This is a genomic window from Formosa sp. A9, from assembly GCF_051200825.1.
Classification (GTDB): Bacteria; Bacteroidota; Bacteroidia; order Flavobacteriales; family Flavobacteriaceae; genus Formosa.
In genome coordinates this window covers 2,153,725-2,175,482 of sequence record NZ_CP195158.1, presented here as the reverse complement: position 1 = coordinate 2,175,482, position 21,758 = coordinate 2,153,725, and the positions used below count along the sequence as shown (strand labels likewise).

Sequence of the window (21,758 nt, the reverse complement as noted above, 5' to 3'; positions counted from 1 at the left end):
GTTTTTATAAAGATTATTTGTGTATTTGTGGCTAAAATAAATACAAATAATCGGACTTTCAGTCTGTTTTCAAACCTATAGACTTCCAGTCTATAGTGGTTTAGTTTATAGATAAGTTTTTAATTACTTTAATGCCTTCTGAATATTATCGAACACAGCTTTGGAAACCGCAATAATAGTTCCGTGTCTGGTGCCTTTTGGGAATACAATTTTATCTGAAACATCTTCCCAGTCTTTTAAGTTTTTAGAGCGTACCGCACCGTATTGATGTTCGGTATATTTGTCGAAATATACCATCCAATTGCCGTTTATTTTAATGGCTGTTGGGCCTTCTGCCCAATAATTTCCGGTAATAGGTTTACTGGCTTGGGTATACGGACCGGTAATGGTGTTGCTAGTGGCTATTCGGAGATTTTTTTCTGGTTTTGGCGCTTTTGTTTCATCTTTTAGAAACATGATGTAGTTATTGTTTTCCTTCTGAATGGTAGCGTCGATAACATTAAAACCGCTATCGTAAAGTAATTTTGTGTCACTGAAAGTTTTAAAATCTTGGGTACTTACATAGTACATGCGATGGTTGTAACCTTTATCGGCATCGGTTTGGGTTTCGGGGAATTTACCCGTAATAGTTGTTGCCCAATACATGATGTATTGCTTAGATGTTTCATCATAAGTGACTTCGGGAGCCCAACAATTTCTAGCTTCAGCTTCGTGTTCCATTACGGGGATATACTGTTGTTTGGACCAATTGATTAAATCCTTAGACTGTGCATAACCAATACCTTTGTCCGTCCAGCCTGTTGTCCAGACCATGTGATAAGTATTGTCCGGCCCTTGAATAATACACGGGTCGCGCATCAGTTTGTTTGGGCCAATTTCGGGCGTTAATAAACTTTGGTCGTTATTTAAGGCTTTAAATGTATATCCATCCTTGCTGTAGGCTAAATGCAAGCCATCTTCGCCATTGCCTTTAAAATAGGAGAAGATGTAAACCAAATCATTTTTAGCTTTACTGGTTGTTTGGTTTTGTGCTTCTACTACAGAAGGTAATAAACTACCTAATACAATAAGTAGAAGCGCAATGTGTTTACGTGAAATTTTATTAGTCATGTGCTTCCAATCTATAAACTTCGGTACCAGCTAATAAGAAGCAACCTAAACCGTAATCTTCAAAATCTGGAACTTTGTCGTAAGACAAGGGCTGACCATCTTTTGGTTCTTTACCAGTAGATTGTAACCAACCTAAGAATCCGTTTTTATGGACCGATTCCTTTACTATCGCATTCCAACCTTTTAAAAGTACAGGTAAGTAAGTGTTTCTATCTAAAATGCCTGTGTTTACACCGTAAGCCATCGCGTAAACAAATAGGGCTGTACCAGATGTTTCTTTACCGCCAAAATGTTTTGGGTCGTGCAGACTAACATTCCAGAAACCATCTTTTCGTTGAATTGGCACTAAGGCTTCGGCCATTGCTTTAAAATCTTTAATGTACTGGTCGCGATGTGGCGCATCTTCAGGCATAATGTTTAATACGCGTGCTAAAGCTGCAATTACCCAGCCATTACCACGACTCCAATACGAATCTTCACCATTTGGTTCGGTGTAAGGTGGATCGAAATCGGCATCACGCCACCATAAGCCATCTTTTGGGTTGTAAAGGCCTTTTTCGCCATGTTTATCGCGGGTATACATGTACATGTCGTACATTTTTTCGTAATAACGATTATCGTTTTCCAATACGCCCATTTTCGCAAAAACAGGCATACCCATTTGTAAAGCGTCAATCCACCACCAATCGTCGTTTTGTGGTGTATTTAACAACATGTTCATACAGGCTCTGGTGCTTTTTAGCATTTTAGGATCAGGCGTTAAATTGTATAAATCGATATAGGTTTGTGCTGCACAATAATCGTCAGCATTGCGGTTGGCAGCGCCGTATCTAAAATTCCATTTATGAAACTCTGCCCAATCGTAAGCGTATTGATAGTATTCTTCTTTCGGCCAAATATCGTACAAGGCCATTAAGCCTTCGTAATACACGCCACGCGTCCAGATGTTACTTGGGCGTTCTTTATTAGTGACGATAGTTTTACCAACATCGGGCCACTTTTTCATAAAGTAATCGTTGGTTAAAATCATGGTTTCTAATACGGCTTTTCGGTCGGGTAAGTCTTGAGCAAATACCGACGAAAAGCTTGCCAGTGTTAGGCAAAGACAAAGGATTTTATTTTTCATGTGTTATAAGTTTTAAGGGTGTTAATGTTATAGGATTCAATAAACCAGAAGGCATCGGATTCCATTTAGTCGCATCGAATTTTTGATAGTCTTTATCGACCATATTGATTTCGTAGAAATTTTTCCATTCCTCGCCACGCATTTCTTTGGCTCTAATGCGATTGGCTGCTAGGTTGGTTACTTCTATGGTTAATTGATTGTCACCAGCGTTTAAATTATCCAATTGTAATTGGTAAGGTACCGACCAAGCCGTCCCTACAAGTTTGCCATTAAGCCAGACTTTAGCACTTTCTCTAACATCGCCTAAATGGAGTTGCCAATGTTTAACAGTGGCATCTGGATTTTTAAAGCTGATGCTGTATTTTGCCGTTCCCGAGAATGCTTCATATTCCGGACCTAAAGTCGTCCAGGAATCTAAATCTGAAATTTCGGCGGCTTGCGGTAGTTTTGGACCACCTTTTGTAAATTCGAGTTTCCAAGTTCCTGAAATAGGATAGGTTTCTTTTTCGGTTTCAAAATAATTCCAGTCGGCAATCTCGCTATTTGTTTCTGTTTTTAAGAAAAGCGATTGTCCCGGTTCAATTTGGACTTTAACCAAAGTTTTGTTGTCGCTGTTTTTGGTTGCAGCCTGTCCGAAATGTCGCGTTAAGGGATCGAAAATAATTACATCTTTGTTGTTGCTGTTAATCGGAATAAGGCTGTTAACCAGCTCGGCTGTGTGATTAACAAGATAATAAATGGTTTCGCCATCAACAGCACGTTTTATATATTTAAGTCCGGTATTGACTAAAGTTTCCGGGTGAATATTTGCTTTTGCTAAATCGGAAAACACATCACTGCTTGGTGTAATTGTTTTAGCTACGGTTTGTAATTCAGTATTTTGTTGTTCTAAATTGAAATTACCAGGCACCGATTTCGGTTTGTTTTCAAAAATAATGGAAGCGCCTTGTTTTTGTAATTCCATTAATTTATTCAATGTTTTCAATGGCATGTTGTCGCAGTGTGGAATCACTAAAGATTTATATTGTCCGCCTGGCACGATAATATGACCATTTTCAACTTTAGCTTGGGCAATAAAATTATCCGAAATAAAATCCAACGAATAGCCTTGTTGCATTAAGTTGGTAGTGGTTTTGTAAAATGGTGTGCCGTGTAACCACTCGTCCAAAGAGTGAATTTTAAACTGAAAAAATAAGGTACCTTTTAAATAATCGTCCCAAACATCGTAAATAGGCCAGTACAGCAACACGTCGTTATTGGCTTGACCCGATTGCAACATGGATTGACAATTAGCGATATAGTTGAATAATTCCGACTCGCTTTCGCCAATGGTTAAATTTGGATTGAAGTTCACCGAAGCGTAGAATTTCCATCCTGGCCAGGCTGCGCGGTCTGGCGAGTAGGTGGTACCGTGTAAAAACACGTGGTTGATTCCGTTTAAAAATAAATCTTCTACCTCTGGTTTGCATTGCGATAGCGCCACTTTAAAATGATCGCGTAACCAGGTAAAGGTTTCGGAAGAGGTTAGGGGCTTGCCTGCAATATGTGCGGCAGACGATGAGAATTTCAGCATCACGGGATCGGCATCGCCCTCGCGAATGTCTTCCTGTTCTCTGCGGAATCCCGGAATATCGTAAGGCATAGAACCAAAGGTCTCGCACTCTGGAATATCGGCTGCGGCATACATATCGATTAAATTTCCTGGCGAGCCATGCGCTTGCAAACGCGATTTAAATGCTTTGCTATTAGCCCAGGCTGTCCACGGTTCGTCAAAATCGTGTAATAATAAATCCGATAGCGTTTCCCGATAATCACTTTTTATACGGTTTGCAAGCGGATCGTCGGCCTTTTTCAACAACAGATTCACATAAGGTTTTAAATCGTATCCGCGCAAGTTTTGAAAAGCTTCAAAAAAGTTTGGTGTAAAATCGGTGCCATAAACCTCGAAGCTATCGTTGAAAATAGATCTGATTTTTCCGTTAAAGCCCACCAAAGCTGTATCGAATGGTTTTACATAGGCGTTTAAAGCGGCTTTGGAATAATGGTCTAAAGTAAAGCCATCGCCACCCGGAGCGGCACGTTTTACTTTCTGGCCAGTTTTACCTTCAAAAATGGCGTAGATGTCGTAATTAGAATCTGTTGCTGTCCACTGTAATTGTTGGTTTTTAACCAGACTCGTTAAATCTTCATAATTGCCGTTTTCGGCATATGCTAACACGTAAAGTAATTTGGCAGGTTGTTTTTCTTTTGGGTTTTCAACTGCAATTGTTTTATTGAAGGTTTTACCTTTTTTTACCTGATAATTTTGCGAAATGAGTTTGGCAGCAGCAAATTCAGGGGTAACCTGCGGGCCACCGTAGGGCCAACCAGTTCCTAAAGTCAAATCGACCTGCATGTTTAAGCTGTCTGCAATGTGGATGGTGTAATCCAGCATGGCCATCCATTCTGGCGATAGGTAATCTCTAAAATTGTTTTCTTCGCCTTTAACGCCGTAAATAGGGGCGATTTCGACACCGCCAATGCCAACATTGTGCAGTTTAATCAGGTTGTTTTTAATGTTTGGTTTGTCTACAGCGCTGCCCATCCACCACCAGCGAGTCCACGGTTTTGTGGTGTTGGTTTGTGCGGGCCAGGTTTCTTTTTTATCCAGTTCGTCTTGCGCTTTTAACTGACACGAGGTGCAGACGATAGCGGTTAAAAAGGCTAATACATATAGTTGTTTTGACATGATTAAATTTCAGATTTTTTTAGTTCAACTGCATAAATTTGGGTGTCGCCTTCAAAATTAGCTCTAAAAACAATCCATTTCCCATCTGGTGTAAAATGAACATTCGGTTCCAGATCGTAATTATGGTGTTTCATATTGACTAATTTTTCGGAAACAAGCGAATCATTTTTAGGCGTGAAATGATAGAGCCACATACCGTCTTTAGCATGCGCTACCTGACTTTCATCGCCGCCATCGCCCGCAAACGATTTCATATCTGGGGCAATATTATAATGTATGGACCATTCGTTTCGTTTAAGCGCGTAGCGAGTTTCTTGATTGGTTTCTAAGTGTTTGCCAGTCAAGTAAAAGGTTTCGCCTCGAGGAATTTGCAAATCGAACCAAACGGTTTGTCCATCGGGACTAAAAAATTCGTGACCCGCAATTTCACGATCGACCGTGCGTTCGTGAATGCGTCGATTGTTGTGATTGTGAATATCGATATTCCAAATACGATCTACTTTATGCCAAGGCCCTTCGTGACAATACATGAGATTATCGGGATCTGTTGGCGAAAATTGTAAGTGGTTCAACCAAGCCTTCTCCGAGAAAAAGGGTGTCATGGTTTTGGTTTCTAAGTCCAGTTTTACCAAAGAACGATTTAGTTTGGCTTCGTAAATTTTATCGAAGTTACCACGACCGGTTAAGGTTTTTCTTAATGCTTTACTCGCTTCGGCATTGACGATTTTTCCTGCCATGATGTTTTCTGAAGCATTAATTGTTATCATAGAACCAACAAGCGAATCTGGAAATTTATAAATGAATTCCGTTTCCTTACTATCGATATGCGTCGCAAAAAGACTATCGCTTACCGTGTAAAATACTTTTCTGGAGTTTACAGCTAATATTTCACCATGTTTGTCACCTGGTTTGGTTGTAATTTGTTGCGTTTCTTTAGTTGAAAGATTAACCGTATAGAGTTGTTTATTATTACCACTATCCCCATAAAATACCATTAAAGTTTCTGAACCGTCTTGCGATGGTAAAAACGGATTGTTATGAAAATAGAAACTGCGGTTTGCGCCTTTGCGATCTGTTAGCTTTTTTATTTTGTGTTCCGTGTCCCTATCAATCCAAATATTGGGCATCGGCGATTGTGAACCGGTTTCCAGAACGGGAACAGTAATAGTTTCAGTTTGCTTACTGGGTGTGTTGTTATTTTTTTTACACGACAATACCATTAAACTTAATAGAACAATGTAATAAGCCGTTGGTAATTTCATAATTAGTTATATGGTTTTGGTAATTAGTTTGTGTAATTGGTTGGCTAAAAATATCGCTATTTGCTAAAAGTACCATCCTGTCCCGTCCTGAGAAACGCGTTCTGTTTTTATGTTGTTATGGGGCAAAGCCCGTCTTGATGTTAAGAATTTAATATAGTTAATTGATTGTCAAATCAATAGGTGTCTTTCTTGATTTGTTAATGGTTTGCGATTATATAGTTAGTGAAGTTCTTTGGGTGCGATGTTTGTATTTTTAAGCCTTTTAAATTAATGTATTGTAAATATTATTGCTGTTTTATTTGTGAAATCACATTTGCAAAATAAAAATTTTAATTTTTTGTTAAATGTGTAACATATTGATTTTTAAAGAATTGCATTGATTTTGTAGCGTTGTAAACAATAACATTCAGCATAGCACAGGATACTAAGGGCAAAACCGTTGGATATATTTGGAAAACATAAATACTAACTATTATTTAATATGAAAAGAAAACTAATTTATTTATTGGTGTTTGTTTTCTCTTTATTATCGGGTGTCGGTTATGCCCAAACCAAGGTAATACAGGGGACAATTATTGATGATTCTGGTATGCCAATACCAGGCGTAAACGTGCTGCTTAAAGGTACAACTAACGGAACAGTTTCCGATTTTGATGGAAACTATGAAATTTCTGCTTTAGCAGGAGAAACTCTTGTTTTTTCGTATGTAGGATTTCAAACGATTGAAAAAACGGTAGGAACTTCAAATTCTATCGATGTAATTTTACAAACAGATACAGCTGTTCTTGACGAAGTTTTGGTTGTAGGGTATGGTACTCAGAAAAAGAGTGATGTTACAGGAGCCATTTCTTCGGTATCTGCAGAAGAATTGGTTATTCAGCCAACAACAAATGCTTTACAAGGTGTTCAAGGTAAAGCGGCAGGGGTAGATATTACCACCAATGCTCGTCCTGGTGAAGTAGGGAGTATCCGTATTCGTGGTAACCGTTCTATTTCTGGTGGTAACGGGCCTTTATATGTTGTAGATGGGGTGCCTTTACAGACTGGTGGATTAGAAATGTTAAACACAAACGATATTGCATCTATTGAAGTGTTAAAGGACGCTTCTGCAACCGCTATTTATGGATCTAGAGGATCTAATGGTGTGGTTTTGGTAACCACAAAACGAGGAAGTGGAGGCAAAATGCAAATTAATTTTGAAACTTCGGTGGCTTTTGAAGAAATCTATGATAAAGCCGATTATTTTAACGGAGGTGAATACGCCAAGTATAGAAGAGATGCTTTGCGTACAGCAGGCTTGTATAACGATGCTAATGGTAATGTTATGAATTATGCCGATCCAGTAAAAGATTTTCAATATTTCGGACAAGATGCAGCAGCTTGGGAGAGTATTGCAGCAGGATACTCTTGGATTGATAAAGATAATTTAGTAGCCGAAATAGGTTCTGATGGTAACCCAGTGTATAACGCAAATGATGTACGCACCACCGATTGGGCAGATTATGTTACACAAACAGGAATGACCGAGCAATATAATTTAAGCGCTAGTGGGGGTACAGAAAAATTAAAGACATTTATTTCTGGTGGTTATTTACACCAAACAGGTGCTGTAAAAGGACAGGAGTACACTAAGTATACTGGATTGGTAAGTGCAGAACTTAAAGCGACCGACTGGTTTACCATGGGAGGAACTTTAAATACCTTATATAGTGTACAAGATTATGGTTATGTTGAGGGAGGTTCTAGAGGTGCTGGAAATTTATACGCTAAAGCTCGAGGACAGTTACCTTATGCAGTGCCTTACGATGCCGACGGAAACTTTATTTTTAACCCAGGAGCAGATACCAATATTGTAAACCCGATACGCGATTATGACGAGGTAATTAACGAACGTACCAATTTAAGGGTTTTCGGTAGCTTTTTTGCAGATTTTAGAATTACAGAAGGATTACACTTTAAATCAATTTTTGGTCCAGATATAAGAACTTATAGAAATGGTCAGTTTCAAACTGCAGAATCTAGCTTGAGAGGTGGTGGAGCACCATCTTCAACAAATTATGCCCGATCTGATGAAGGTAGAAATTTGTCATGGACATTAGAAAATTTATTAACATATGATAAAACTTTTAATGAAAATCATCGTTTAGGAGTAACCTTGTTACAAAGTTCGTCAGCCATTCAAAATGAATCGTCGAGTATGACAGCAACAGACTTACCTTATGACAGTCAGTTGTGGTATAACCTAGGGTCTACAAATAGAGGGGCTTTAGATGGTTGGGGTTCTGGATACAATAAACAAACATTGTTATCTTATATGGCTCGCGTTAACTATGCGTTTAAAGATAAATATATTGTTACTGTTACAGGACGTTCAGATGGATCATCGGTGTTAAGTCAAGGGCATAAGTGGGATTTCTTTCCGTCTTTAGCTTTGAAGTGGAAATTAGACCAAGAAATTTTCTTACGTGATGTGTCTTGGATTAGTCAATTGGCATTAAGAGGAGGTTATGGTACTGTAGGTAATCAGGCTGTAGATCCATATGGTACTTCAGGAGCCTTACAGTCATCGGCTTATGTGTTTGGTAGCGATCCTGCTAAAGGTTATATTACAGGCGACCCAAAAGCTTCTGAAGATAATAGAGGTTCTATTCCGAATAGAACTTTAGGTTGGGAAAAAACAAGCTCGTTTAACTTGGGGCTGGATTTTGGTTTCTTCAATAACAGATTAACTGGGTCTATAGATTATTACAGTGCAGATACCGAAGATATTTTATTAGATAAACGTCCTAACTCTGTTACAGGTTATGGCAACATTACCGTAAATGCAGGTGAAACTAGAAACAGTGGTATTGAAATCGCTTTATCATCTATAAACGTTGATTCTAAAGATTTTACTTGGTCTACAGACTTTACATTTACTAAAAATAAAGAAGAAATTGTAAGCTTGGTAACTGGTGAAGATGATTTAGTAAACAGATGGTTTATTGGGGAGCCTATTAGTGTATATTACGACTACGAAAAAGTGGGTATATGGCAATTAGACGATGCAGAGGAAATGGCTTTGTATAATGCTAACGGACACGATTACAAGGCTGGAGATATTAAGGTTAGAGATTTAAATGGAGATAATAAAATTGATGCAAACGAGGATCAGAAAATTATCGGTCAAGCCAATCCTAAGTGGATTGCAGGTTTACAAAATACGTTTAACTACAAAAATTTCGAACTTTATGTATTTTTATTCTCTAGATGGGGACACACTGTTACAGGAGGTGCTGTAGATATGCAAGGTCGTTATGCCAGTAGAAAGGTAGATTATTGGAGACCAGACAATCCAACAAACGAATACCCAATCGCAGATTTTAACAACGGTGGCCAGCCAGTACATTATAGTGCCATGAATTATCAAGACGGCTCTTTTGTAAAACTGAGAAACTTATCTTTAGGATATTATATGCCAGATCAGGTATTGGATGATTTAGGTATGACTAAGTTTAAAATCTATGCACAAGCCAATAACCCTTGGTTATATTCAAAAACCGATTTTATAGATAGTGATGGCGCTCCAACAAGTTTTGTGTTAGGATTAAGTTTAATATTTTAATTAAAAAAGCAATGAAAAAAATATTAATAATAACGTTAATTAGTGTTACAGGATTATTATCGTCTTGTAGCGACTTTTTAGAAGAAGAAATGGTAGCAACGCTTACCCAAGAGCGTTATGATACTAAAGCAGGAATAGAAGAATTGGTTAATGGTGCTTATGAAGGATTACGTTTTCATCATAATTACGAGTGGTCTTATACATTAACCAATTACGGAACAGACGAATTTACTAATGGTGGTGGTAGAGACCATGTGCAATGGAATACTTATTCTCCAGTGCTAGATCCGTTAGAAACCAGAAATTTATCACCTTTATGGGATAATATGTATGCTCAAATAAATTTATGTAATACTGGTATTCAAAAAATTCCAGAAGTATTGGGAGATCCTTTAGATGAAGAATTGATGAATACTCGTCTAGGAGAAGTATATTTTTTAAGAGGCTTTAATTATTTTAAATTAATAGAACAATTTGGAGGCGTACCAATTTCAACTTCACCAATAGCAGAGGATACAGCAGAGTTTCCTAGAGCTACTAAAGAAGAAGGCTTTAACCTTATAATTGAAGATTTATTACGAGCCGAAGAACTGTTACCAGTAACACCTTCGCAAACGGGACGAATTACTAAAGCCGCGGCACAACATTTTTTAGCTAAGGTATATTTAAATAGAGCTAGTGAGCAAAATGCAGATTTAACTCAGTCTACAGACTTGGAAAATGCTGCAAAATATGCAGAGATGGTTATTTCAAGCCGTACTCTAGCTCCAGATTACAACGACATATTTAATTATACGAGTGTTAACGGTTCTAATGAAACTTTAAGCGAAATCATATTGGCCTCTCAGTTTGATGATACTCAAGCGTTAATGGGGCGTTATGGAAACCAAACACATATGTACTTTTTATCTGTTTACAGAAACTTTCCAGGTATGACGCGTAATCTTTACGACGGAAGGGAATTCCAGCGTTTAAAGCCAACCGATTATGCTTTAGATATTTTTGATAGAACTAACGATTCTCGTTTCTACAAAAGTTTTCAAACATCTTACACTGCAGTTAATACTAATGGTATTCCTAATTGGACAGCAGACAATGCTCCAGATCCAAGCTTGGTAGGACAACCTAAATTTGGTGTTGGTGATACCGCGATAGTTATGTTGGTTAATGATGCTGGTGATACTCGTTTTACAGAGGATTACAAAGATACCTTTGCACCTTTAATGCTTGTGCGTTATACTAATGATGCCGAAGGTACCGATTATGATGTAAGTACTTATCCATCACTATCAAAATACAGAGATCCATTCAGAACGTCATTTAATGATGCAAAAGGAACTAGAGATGGAATTTTAGCACGTTTAGGCGAAACATATTTAATCGCAGCAGAGGCTTATGGTAGATTGGGAGATTATGGTACAGCATTAAATTATATTAATGCGTTAAGAAGTAGAGCTGCCTATAAAGATGGAGAAACTCGCAGTTCTGTTTATTATTTAGCAGAACAAGTTACAGAGGGCGAACAATCAAGTACCGAAAGTGAAATGCAGGCCACAGAGGCTTATTTTACACCAGGCACTCCAGAAGCAGCGGAGGAAATGTATCCTGCTGGTGTTGGTTCTAAGCCAGATATGTTTATCCATTTTGTGTTAAATGAAAGAGCTAGAGAACTAATGGGAGAGTTTCATCGTTGGGTAGATCTAGTTAGAACAAATACTTTGGTAACTCGAGCAAGAGCGTTTAATCCAGAAGCAGCTCCTAATGTAGATCAACATCATGCTTTAAGACCTATTCCGCAAAGTTATTTAGAGTCAGTAACCGTAAATGGAGTATTGTTATCACCAGAAGAAAGGAATCAAATGCAAAACCCAGGTTATTAATTTTAAAATTAATAAGTGTGTTTTTTACAACCCTAAACGCTATTATTTTATAATAGCGTTTATTTTTTAACATAACTGAGTTTTTAATTTCAGAATTCATATAAAAATAAAACTGTATGCGTAAAATAGTTTTTAATATAACGAGTATGTTCTTGTTGTGTCTCTTGGGCTGCAAAGACACTTCCAATAAAAACAATAGTCCTAGTAAAGAAGAAGGTTTAGCAATAACAGAAGTCACTGTAAAAGCGCCTTTTGATATGCCAAATATTAAAATACCTGATTTTAGTAGTACTAAAGCATTTGTAATTACCGATTATGGTGCCGTTTTGGGCGATAAAAATAAAACGACAGCCGCGATACATAAGGCAATTGATTTGGCCAATAAAAATAACGGCGGAAGAGTTATAATTCCTTCAGGAGAGTGGTTAACCAAGGCCATTCATTTAAAAAGTCATGTAAATTTGCATTTGGAAGCTGGTGCAATCCTTTTATTTTCGGAAGCACCTAACGATTATTTACCAGCCGTACATTCTACTTGGGAAGGCATGGAGTGCTATAATTATTCGCCTTTGATTTATGCTTACAACTGTGAAAATGTAGCTATTACAGGTTCTGGCGAATTAAAAGCTAAAATGGATGTGTGGCAAACCTGGTTTTCGAGACCAGAAGGGCATATGCAAAACCTGAAAGAATTATATTTTATGGCAGCCAATAACACTCCTGTTGAAGACCGCCAAATGGTTAACGATACGGCACATTTTAGACCGCAATTTATTCAGTTTAATCGTTGCGAGAAAGTGTTGTTGGAAGGCGTAACCATAACCAATAGCCCGTTTTGGACGATTCACCCTTATTTGTCTAAAGATATTGTTATCAGAGAAGTAAAGGTGTACGCTCACGGCCATAATAACGATGGTGTAGACCCAGAAATGAGTCAGAATATATTAATAGAAGATTGTGTGTTCGATCAAGGTGATGATGCCATCGCTGTAAAATCTGGTAGAAATCAAGACGCCTGGCGTTTAAATACACCGGCTAAAAATATTGTAATGCGCAACTGCTTGGTTAAAAACGGTCATCAGTTAATGGCTATAGGTAGCGAACTTTCTGGTGGAATAGAAAATGTATTTGTAGAAAATTCTAAAGTGGCTCCAGATGCGAAGATGTTTCATTTGGTGTTTATAAAAACTAACGAGCGCCGTGGTGGTTACGTCAAAAATATTATTGTTGATAATATTGAAGCAGGTGCCGTTAAAAATGGTATTTTGGGTATAGAAACCGATGTATTGTACCAATGGCGCGATTTGGTGCCTACTATAGAACGTAAATTAACACCAATACAAGATGTGTTTTTAAGTAATATAAAAGCCTCGAATGTAGATTATGTGTCTAGAATATTAGGCCAGGAGGAATTACCAATTAAGCATGTGGTATTACAAAATGTTGTAGCCGATACTATTCGATCGCAAAACCATATTCATGAGCACATTTTAGATTTCGAAACTAATAATGATTAAAAGATTATAAATTAGATAGATTATGAGAGTGGTTGTTTGGGTGCTTTTGCTGTGTTTTAACATTAATGTTGTTGGACAAACGGAAGAAATAGCTTCAAGTTTAAACGAAAATACGGCGACGTTTAGCGTGGTTACAGATACCGAAAAAGCCATGATTCTATACGATAAAAAAGGGTCGCCATTAGATTCTATTGTATCGCATCTTTTAGCTGAAGATATTTTTAAGGTTACAAATTACAAACCAAAAGTGGTAACGACATTACAGGACGCTAAAGGGCATGTTATCGTAATAGGCAGCATACATTCAAAACTGATTAAAACCTTCATTACAACAGAGAGACTAAAACCAAATTTCGAAAAGCAATGGGAAAGTTATGTGTACAAGACTGTAACTAAACCAACCCAAAACATCGATAAAGCTTTTGTTATTTCTGGAACAAATAATCGCGGTACAGCTTATGGTGCATTTACCATATCTCAAAACATAGGTGTGAATCCTTGGTATTGTTGGGCGGATGTTCCAACAAAGCAACGCAGTAATTTAAAGTTTAATTATCCAGAAACATATTATAGTCAGCCGCCTTCGGTTACCTATAGAGGTATCTTTTTAAATGACGAAGATTGGGGGCTTCAACCTTGGGCAGCAAAAACTTTCGAGCCCGAAATTGGAGATATAGGCCCAAAAACCTATGCTAAAATTTTCGAGTTGCTCCTCAGGTTAAAAGCCAATACCATTTGGCCAGCCATGCACCCGAGTACTAAAGCGTTTTTTTATTACGATGATAATCCTAAAATGGCCGAATTATACAATATCGTAATTGGTACTTCGCATGCAGAACCCATGTTAAGAAATAATGTAGATGAATGGGATAAAACAACCAGGGGAGCTTTCAATTACAAAACCAATAAAAAAGAGGTATTCCGTTATTGGGAAGATCGTGTTAAAACGGCTAAAACTATCGATGCCATTTACAGCATGGGCATGCGTGGCGTTCACGATAGTGGTATGGAAGGTGTTAAAAGTACTACCGAAGCTATAGCTGTATTAGATGGTGTATTAGCAGATCAGAGACGTTTGTTAAAATCGTATATTAATACGGATGTTACTCAAATTCCGCAGGCTTTTACGGTGTATAAAGAAGTGTTGGATTTGTATAAAAACGGATTGAAAGTGCCAGACGATATTACTCTGGTTTGGACCGATGATAATTACGGATATATTAGAGCGTTAAGTAATACCGAAGAGCAAAAGCGAGCTGGTGGTAGCGGTGTATATTATCATGCGTCGTACTGGGGGCGACCACACGACTATTTGTGGTTAAGTACAACACACCCTGGACTGATTCGTGAAGAAATGATGAAAGCTTACGAAACCAACAATAAAGCACTTTGGATTTTAAATGTAGGCGACATTAAGCCCGCAGAATATAATATGCAGTTGTTTTTAGACATGGCGTATCATGCTCAACCGTTTCAGAATTCAGATTATGTGCTTGAACATCAGCAAGAATTCTATGCATCGGTGTTTGGCGATATGTATGGCCAACGTCTTGCTGATATAACATCTGAATATTATCAATTAGCATTCGAACGAAAACCAGAATTTATGGGATGGAGTCAAACCGAAAAAACGACGCCCATTTATAATACAGCTTATACTGCTTTGGGTTTTGGAGATGAAAATAACAGTCGTATTCTGGCTTATGAAAATCTGGAACACCAGGTTGATGAGATCGAAAAGGAGTTGCCCGAAAATTTACAAGCTTCTTTTTTTCAACTTGTGGGCTATCCCGTAAAAGCTTCATCAAATATGAATAAAAAGTTTTTATATCGCGATAAAGCCATGTTGTACAATAAACAGGGCAGACAAAGCGCAACATTTTATAAGACATTATCCGATGAAGCTTTTCAGAATATTGAAACATTAACACAAAAGTACAATGCTATAGCTGGTGGAAAATGGAAGGGTATAATGGATATGAAACCCAGACGACTTCCTGTATTCGATAAACCAGAAATTCCTTTAGTTAAAAATGAGGATAATGAAGGCTTTGGGCTATTTGTTGAAGCTTCTCAAGGCGAATCTTTAGCGTTACCTGTTTTTTATACCAACGATCAAGCTTCGTATTTTATAGATGTTTTTTTAAAATCGGCTAAGCGCGCTCAGTGGTCTTTTAAGAACTTACCAAATTGGATTTCAGTAAGTCAATCTGAAGGTACTTTAGATCAAAACAAACAGGAAGCCAGAATTCAAGTTGCCTTAAATTGGCAGCTTTGGAAACAAAATAAACAACCTAAATCTGCAATTTTAAGTTTGGAATCGGGAGGTTTTAAACGAAACATACAAGTCGTCGTTTCCGATAGTTATCTTAATGTGCCTTCAAATACCGTTGTAGAAAAGCATGGCTTGGCTGTGGTTTATGCCACAAATTTTTCGTCGCAAACACTTTTCCATAATAAACAATGGTCTAAAGTAACCGGTTTAGGGCATTCGGGTAATGTTATGCAAGCTTTGCCATTACAAACAACCTTTACGACATTCAATGAGTCTCCTGTGTTAACATACGACATATTAACCGAGACAAAAAATGATACTGCAACTTTACACATTGTTGCTTTGCCAACGCATCCGTTAACTACAGATGGAGATGTGCGCATAGGTGTACAATGGAATAACGGAGAAATAAAAACACTCAGTTTTAAAACCCAAGGCCGAACCGAGCAATGGAAACAGAATGTTTTAAGTAATAAAGCCATGCAAACCATAAAAGTTCCTGTAAACACCAGCGGCAAACAGCAATTAAAAATTTATAGTGTTGATGCTGGTGTTTTGTTAGATTATATAGTACTGCAAACTAATGATGCTAGTGAGCTCCCTTATGGAATGTTTCAGGAAACGACAATAGATTAAACACCGCTAAAGGCACCAAAGCCACCGTCAACAGAAATTACAGAGCCATTAATAAAGCTTGAAGCATCATCGGCTAACAATGCAGCTAAGGCCTGTAATTCTTCTGGCTTTCCAAAGCGTTTCATTGGGGTGTTGGCAATTATGGTTTTGCCTCTGGCAGTTAACGAGCCATCAGGATTCAATAATAAATCCCGGTTTTGCTCACCTATAAAAAAGCCTGGAGCTATGGCATTCACTCGAATTTTTTCTCCGAATTTAGAATTCATTTCAACGGCTAACCATTTGGTGAAATTCTCGACGGCTGCTTTTGATGCCGAATATCCAACGACACGTGTAATTGCTGCGTGGGCAGCCATAGATGATATATTTATGATGCTGCCGTGTTTTTGATCGGCCATAATTTTGCCAAAAATAAAAGTAGGCAAAACAGTGCCTTTAAAATTTAAGGCATTTACCTGGTCGAAATCGCTAATCGATAAATCAAAAAAGGTTTGTTCTGGACTTATAGTAGCGCCTTTTAAATTTCCTCCGGCTGCATTTACTAAAATATCGATGCTATTCCACGTGTTTAAAATGGTATTCTTAGCTTCAATTAATGAATTTTCGTCTAATACATCGGCAACTAAAGCTAGCGCCTCGCCACCTTCATTTATAATTTCGTTAACTCGGTCTTGTACGGTTTTCGGATTTCTTCCTAGTATACCTACTTTTACATTCTGCTTGGCTAAACCTTTTGCTATGGCTCCGCCTAAAACGCCGTTACCTCCAGTTACAATGGCAACTTTGTTATTTAAATTTAACATGTATTTTATTATTAATTGGTTAGATGTGTTTTATATTATTCATTGGTCTCAGTCGTTAGTTGAAACTATGCACTTTTAGTGCATGACTTTCAGTTTCTATAAATATTTTTTGCCACGAATGCACGAATATTTGACATAGTTTTTATATAGATTATTCGTGTATTTGTGGCTAAAATAAATACAAATAATCGGACTTTCAGTCTGTTTTCAAACCTATAGACTTCCAGTCTATAGTGGTTTAGTTAATTTAATTCTATATAATCACGCAAGCCAAGAGCTTTAGATTGCTTCAAGATTTTGGCTACGACTTTAGCTGAAAAATCGGCGCCTTCAATTCCTGTATGGGTATGATCTTGTGGGAAAAATGTTTTCACTGTCTCTTTGCCCAACATTTCGTATTGTACGGCAATGCTGTCATTCAAATCGATAAAAGGGACGCTTTCCTTATCGGCAACTTGCTTAGACCATAACACATAACTATCGGTACGACGTTCCACTTTGCCTTTTGGCCATTCGTTTCGTGGTGTTAAACTCATTACAATAGGTTTGGCGCCTTTTGCTTTGGTGTCTGCAATCATTTGCGTTAAGTACCAACCAAAACTGTGCACGGTTTCCGTTAGGCTGTCGCGCTCAACTATTTGGGTGTTATCGCCAATGCCCTTTAAAGACCCACGGTATTTTGCTTTATCGATATTGCCAGCGTCGTTATGTCCAAACTGTAAAAACACCACATCACCTGGCTGAAATTCGTTTTTAGCCGCGTCCCATAAGCCTTCTCTAGTAAAGGTTCGGGTACTGCGTCCGCCACGCGCTTTGTTAATCACATTCACGCGCATGGTGTCAACATACTTCGGAAATGGTACCCCCCAACCCGTAGCGTTATCATTACCATTATTAGCCATTGTAGAGTCGCCAATTAAAAACAGATTGAATTTTTTAGGTAAGCTGATTTTTGGGTTTTCAATAACATATTGTTTCAGGCTGTTATCGGTTGTTTTCAAACCTTCAATAATACAAGATGCCGCTAACACAGCACCTTTAGCCGAGGTGTGGGTATGGTCGCGTTTGTAAAAATAAGTTCCTGTAACACCAGTCTCTCCAAAGGTTTCTAGTTTTGAAGCCATGCGGTCGTTAAGATCTATAAACGTTACCTGTTCTTGCTTGGCAATTTGTTTGGCCCATAATCCATAGGACTGGTTGTTTCGTGGTATGTTGCCATCTTTCCATTTGTTTCTTGGGATAGGCGACATGATAATAGGAATAGCGCCTTTAGCTTTGGCATCGGTAACAATTTTTCGCAGATACCAACCATAGCTGTGCACAATTTCGTGTTCTTTGGTGATTAAATTATCAATTTCCTCGGTTTCGTCTCCAATGCCTTTTATAGTGCCGCGCGCTCTAATGGTATCGTTAACAGGGCCGTTGTCGTTATGGCCAAACTGAATCATGACATAATCGCCAGTTTTTAATTGTTTTTGAACCGAATCCCATAAGCCTAAATTCTGATACGTACGACTACTGGTTCCGCCAAGCGCATGATTTTTAACAGTGACTTTAGTCGTGTCCAGAAACTGACCAATAAAATCGCCCCAGCCCCAAAGACCGCCATCGCCGTTGCCGCGACCGTTTTTAACCGTAGAATCTCCCACGGCATAGACAGTTGGTTTTAAAGGTTGCTTTTCTGTGGATTGGCATTGAAAAAAGCAAATGGCTAAAAAAAGTATTATAAGTCGTTTATAAAATTTCATAAGTTAGGTGTTGTTTTTCGATTGTTTGCTAATAGTTATAACTCTTGTTGTTGTCTTGCTGAACTTGTTTCAGCAGCTCATAGTATTTGCATATCACATTTAAATTATGTGGCTCTGAAACAAGTTCAGAGTGACGAGAAATTTTATGGTCTGAATTAGATAAAAAAATATTCGTGTATTCGTGGCAAAATTTCAAAGTAATTCATTTTAATGATTTCTAAAATCAAACCAAACAGTCATCGGAATTCCTTCATCTCCGCTTTTAATTCGGATGTTGGTTGGCTGACTTTCCGGACCTTGGTCTTGTAAGGCTTTAAATGCCCGCATTCCTGGTATTTCGTACATAAAAGAAATGTTGCCTTCTGGAAATTCCGGTTGCGGAAATACTTTTGAAACGGCATGTTTTGGTAAATCAGGTGTGAACAATCTAAAGAATAATTTATCCGATTCGCTAAAGAATCTTAAATCCCCTTGATCTGATTGTAAATTGGCAGCTAACATATTGGCATGGTAGCCTTTAAATTCTGGATAGACCAAGTTTTCGAAACTTTCGCCAGTAATCGTCTGGTTATAATCTTTTTCCCAAAGTCCCATTTTGGCACCTTTCAATCGGTTTTTCCAAACGCGATACGGACCATTTCCTAACCATTTTATTGCTGTTACACCGTCTTCTGGATACGTAAAGGTTAAACCAAATTTACTGATTTCACCTTGGATAAACGCGCCGTCAAATCCGCTGCTTTTTCCGGCATTTTTTAACATGACAGCATGCATTTTTACGCGACCGTCGTTGTACATAGTCCAATTAATATGGTCTAAACCACCTGTGTATTTTACAGTGCAAACCACGGAATCCTGATATTGTTGAATGGCTGTATGTTCCACTTCGGCTTTCATACCAATTGGTCGTGGGCCTTGGTTGAATGGTATGTTTTTAGATTGATTTTTTATCGATTCAATTTCACCAGTCCCAGCATTTAAAACCAATGTTGCTGAAGGACTTTTTAAAGTGATGTTATTACCTGATTTATCAATAGTTACACGGTCTTTAGTTGTGTTTTTTTGAATGAATTTTTGCGCATAAAACGGCGCTCTGTGGATTGGCCACGACCAGGTGTAAATTTCGCGACCATGTTTGTCGGTTGCGGTGATTTCTAACCAATCGCCTTCAAAAAAATTGGTTGGGACTTCAAACTGAATGGCTCTGGTTTCACCTGGTGCAATATTTGGAATAGCGATCGTGTTTTCGGCAATAACCTTACTTTGGCTTGTGGTGTAAAGCATGTTGCTATCAGCTTGCAAAACTTTGTATTGCATCTTACAACTGTTAAGATTGCTGAAAATATAGTCGTTAGTAATTAAAAACGAACCGTCGAATTTTGCGCCAATTTGTTTTGGTTGAAATTGAATTGGTGCCCAAACTTCTTTAACCGTGAAGAAACTACCTTCTTTTTCGCGATGTGGTCCTAAAACGCCATCTGACGCCAAGTTACCTTTGGAGTCGTATTTTTGCTCACCCGTCCAATCGGTGCGTAATACTGCTTCGTCTAGCATGGCCCACATAAAGCCACCTGCAAATAACGGACTTTGTTTGTAGCGCGTCCAGAAATCGTCTAAACCAGCACCAATACCATTATCGTAGGTACCGTGCATAAATTCGGTTGGAAAAAACACATTTTCTCCATTGTTGAAACGGTGCATGCCGGTTAGGTAAGTCGGGTAGTGGTGGGTGTCCCATCCGTTAAAATCGGACCATGGGTGAATTACAATTCGTTTTTGCGGATCGTATTGATGAAATACCTCGTCAATCTCGTAATTCCAACCACCTTCGTTACCGTGATCCCAAATAATAACAGAAGGATGATTCACGTCGCGCTGTACGGTTTCTTTAATGAGTTGCGTCCCTGTTTTGGTATCGTAACCGTTTTGCCAACCAGCCAATTCATCTAAAACAAACAAGCCTAAAGAGTCGCAGACTTCTAAAAAATGTGTCGCTGGCGGATAGTGAAAACGCACCGCATTCATATTCATGTCTTTAATTAAATTGACATCCAATTCGCTAATGACTTTATCGGTGCTTCTGCCAGACTCTGGCCAGATTTCATGACGGTTAATCCCTTTCATGATAATTTTTTTGCCATTCACATAAATACCATCTTTCTTAATAAATTCAAGCGTTCGGAAACCGATTTTTGTTTTGGTTTCGTGCAACGTTTCACCTTTATTTTTTAAAGCTAATGTTAAGGTGTATAAGTTTGGCGATTCCGGATCCCAAGTATTTACGCCGCTCCATTTGGCAGTAATCTGTTGTGTATCGTTTTTGCTGTTTAGTGGGATCGTAATGTTTTCGTAGGTTTTGGTGTCAGTTAACGAAGTAATAGACGCTTCAATGCTACTGTTTTTTGGACAGTTTTCGAGTTCTAAATCTGCCGTTAAACTACCATCCATTTTGGCATCTACGGCCACGTGTTTGATAAACGATTTTGGTGAAATTTCCAACCAAACCGGTCTGTAAATGCCGCCAAATAACCACCAGTCGGTTTTGCGTTCGGCATTATTAACAGTGTTATTGCTGGAATGTTTGGATACGTGAACTTCCAGTAAATTTTTGTTACCGTAAGTTACTAAATTCGTGATATCGTATTGAAATTCGTAAAAACCACCTTGATGCGTTGCGCCAGCCGATTTGCCATTGATTTTAACTTCGGTGTCTGTCATGGCGCCACCAAAAACGATGCTTACATGTTGATTTTTGTATTGTTCTGGAACGCTAAATTTAAACTTGTAAAAACCTTCTTCTTTACTAGGTTCGTCCTGATTTAGTTCCTTATACCAACGTCCGTAAGTGTATTCTCCAAAACCTTCCAGTTCCCAATTAGACGGCACGTTAATGGTCGACCAAGAGCCACTATTTCTACCGGCGGTAGACATAAAATCCCATTGTACCGGGTTTTTAAAATCTTTACCAGATAAATAGATTTTATTGGTCTCTTGAGCACTTGAAAAATAACTACTGCAAAGGGAAATTAGTAAAAGTGCTAAGGAAATAATTTTTGAAATTTTCATGTA

11 protein-coding genes are annotated in these 21,758 nt (G+C 38.2%); 4 read left to right on the top strand and 7 right to left on the bottom strand.

Going from position 1 to position 21,758, the window contains the following annotated elements; all coding sequences use genetic code 11:
- Positions 1–123: 123 nt before the first annotated feature.
- From ACR9EA_RS09700 to ACR9EA_RS09685, 4 genes are read right to left on the bottom strand one after another with little or no spacing between them, the layout of a single operon-like run.
- Positions 124–1,110 carry a glycoside hydrolase family 43 protein gene (locus ACR9EA_RS09700; protein WP_435132169.1) on the bottom strand — a complete coding sequence of 329 codons (987 nt, stop codon included), beginning with the start codon at positions 1,108–1,110 and terminating at the stop codon, positions 124–126.
- Complete coding sequence (locus tag ACR9EA_RS09695) at positions 1,103–2,236, bottom strand: glycoside hydrolase family 88/105 protein (protein WP_435132167.1); 1,134 nt, start codon at positions 2,234–2,236, stop codon at positions 1,103–1,105. The genes ACR9EA_RS09700 and ACR9EA_RS09695 overlap by 8 nt, the downstream gene beginning before the upstream one ends.
- Positions 2,226–4,964, bottom strand: a complete 2,739-nt coding sequence (locus ACR9EA_RS09690) for a glycosyl hydrolase (protein ID WP_435132165.1) — start codon at positions 4,962–4,964, stop codon at positions 2,226–2,228. The genes ACR9EA_RS09695 and ACR9EA_RS09690 overlap by 11 nt, the downstream gene beginning before the upstream one ends.
- A gap of 2 nt (positions 4,965–4,966) precedes the next feature.
- Entirely contained in the window at positions 4,967–6,226 is a 1,260-nt protein-coding gene (locus ACR9EA_RS09685) for an oligogalacturonate lyase family protein (protein WP_435132162.1), read from the bottom strand.
- A 481-nt stretch (positions 6,227–6,707) separates the two neighbouring features.
- Between ACR9EA_RS09685 and ACR9EA_RS09680 the strand changes: the two genes are divergently transcribed.
- The 4 genes from ACR9EA_RS09680 to ACR9EA_RS09665 all read left to right on the top strand — a co-directional run bounded on the left by ACR9EA_RS09680 (position 6,708) and on the right by ACR9EA_RS09665 (position 16,138).
- Positions 6,708–9,830, top strand: a complete 3,123-nt coding sequence (locus tag ACR9EA_RS09680) for a SusC/RagA family TonB-linked outer membrane protein (protein WP_435132159.1) — start codon at positions 6,708–6,710, stop codon at positions 9,828–9,830.
- An 11-nt stretch (positions 9,831–9,841) separates the two neighbouring features.
- Complete coding sequence (locus ACR9EA_RS09675) at positions 9,842–11,710, top strand: RagB/SusD family nutrient uptake outer membrane protein (protein WP_435132155.1); 1,869 nt, start codon at positions 9,842–9,844, stop codon at positions 11,708–11,710.
- Between the two features lie 116 nt (positions 11,711–11,826).
- A complete protein-coding gene (locus tag ACR9EA_RS09670; RefSeq protein WP_435132152.1) occupies positions 11,827–13,227 on the top strand; it encodes a glycoside hydrolase family 28 protein in 1,401 nt (466 codons plus the stop codon).
- A 22-nt stretch (positions 13,228–13,249) separates the two neighbouring features.
- Complete coding sequence (locus ACR9EA_RS09665; RefSeq protein ID WP_435132150.1) at positions 13,250–16,138, top strand: glycosyl hydrolase 115 family protein; 2,889 nt, start codon at positions 13,250–13,252, stop codon at positions 16,136–16,138.
- On the opposite strand, the gene ACR9EA_RS09660 is transcribed toward ACR9EA_RS09665, so the two are convergent.
- The 3 genes from ACR9EA_RS09660 to ACR9EA_RS09650 form a co-directional block, all read right to left on the bottom strand.
- Entirely contained in the window at positions 16,135–16,941 is an 807-nt protein-coding gene (locus ACR9EA_RS09660) for an SDR family oxidoreductase (RefSeq protein WP_435132149.1), read from the bottom strand. The two genes, ACR9EA_RS09665 and ACR9EA_RS09660, sit on opposite strands and share 4 nt — an antisense overlap.
- Before the next feature lie 242 nt (positions 16,942–17,183).
- Positions 17,184–18,689 (bottom strand): rhamnogalacturonan acetylesterase, encoded by a 1,506-nt coding sequence (locus tag ACR9EA_RS09655; protein ID WP_435132146.1) that lies wholly within the window; start codon positions 18,687–18,689, stop codon positions 17,184–17,186.
- Positions 18,690–18,896: 207 nt separating this feature from the next.
- Positions 18,897–21,755: a glycoside hydrolase family 2 TIM barrel-domain containing protein gene (locus tag ACR9EA_RS09650; protein WP_435132144.1), complete on the bottom strand. Its 2,859-nt coding sequence runs from the start codon at positions 21,753–21,755 to the stop codon at positions 18,897–18,899.
- Positions 21,756–21,758 lie beyond the last annotated feature (3 nt).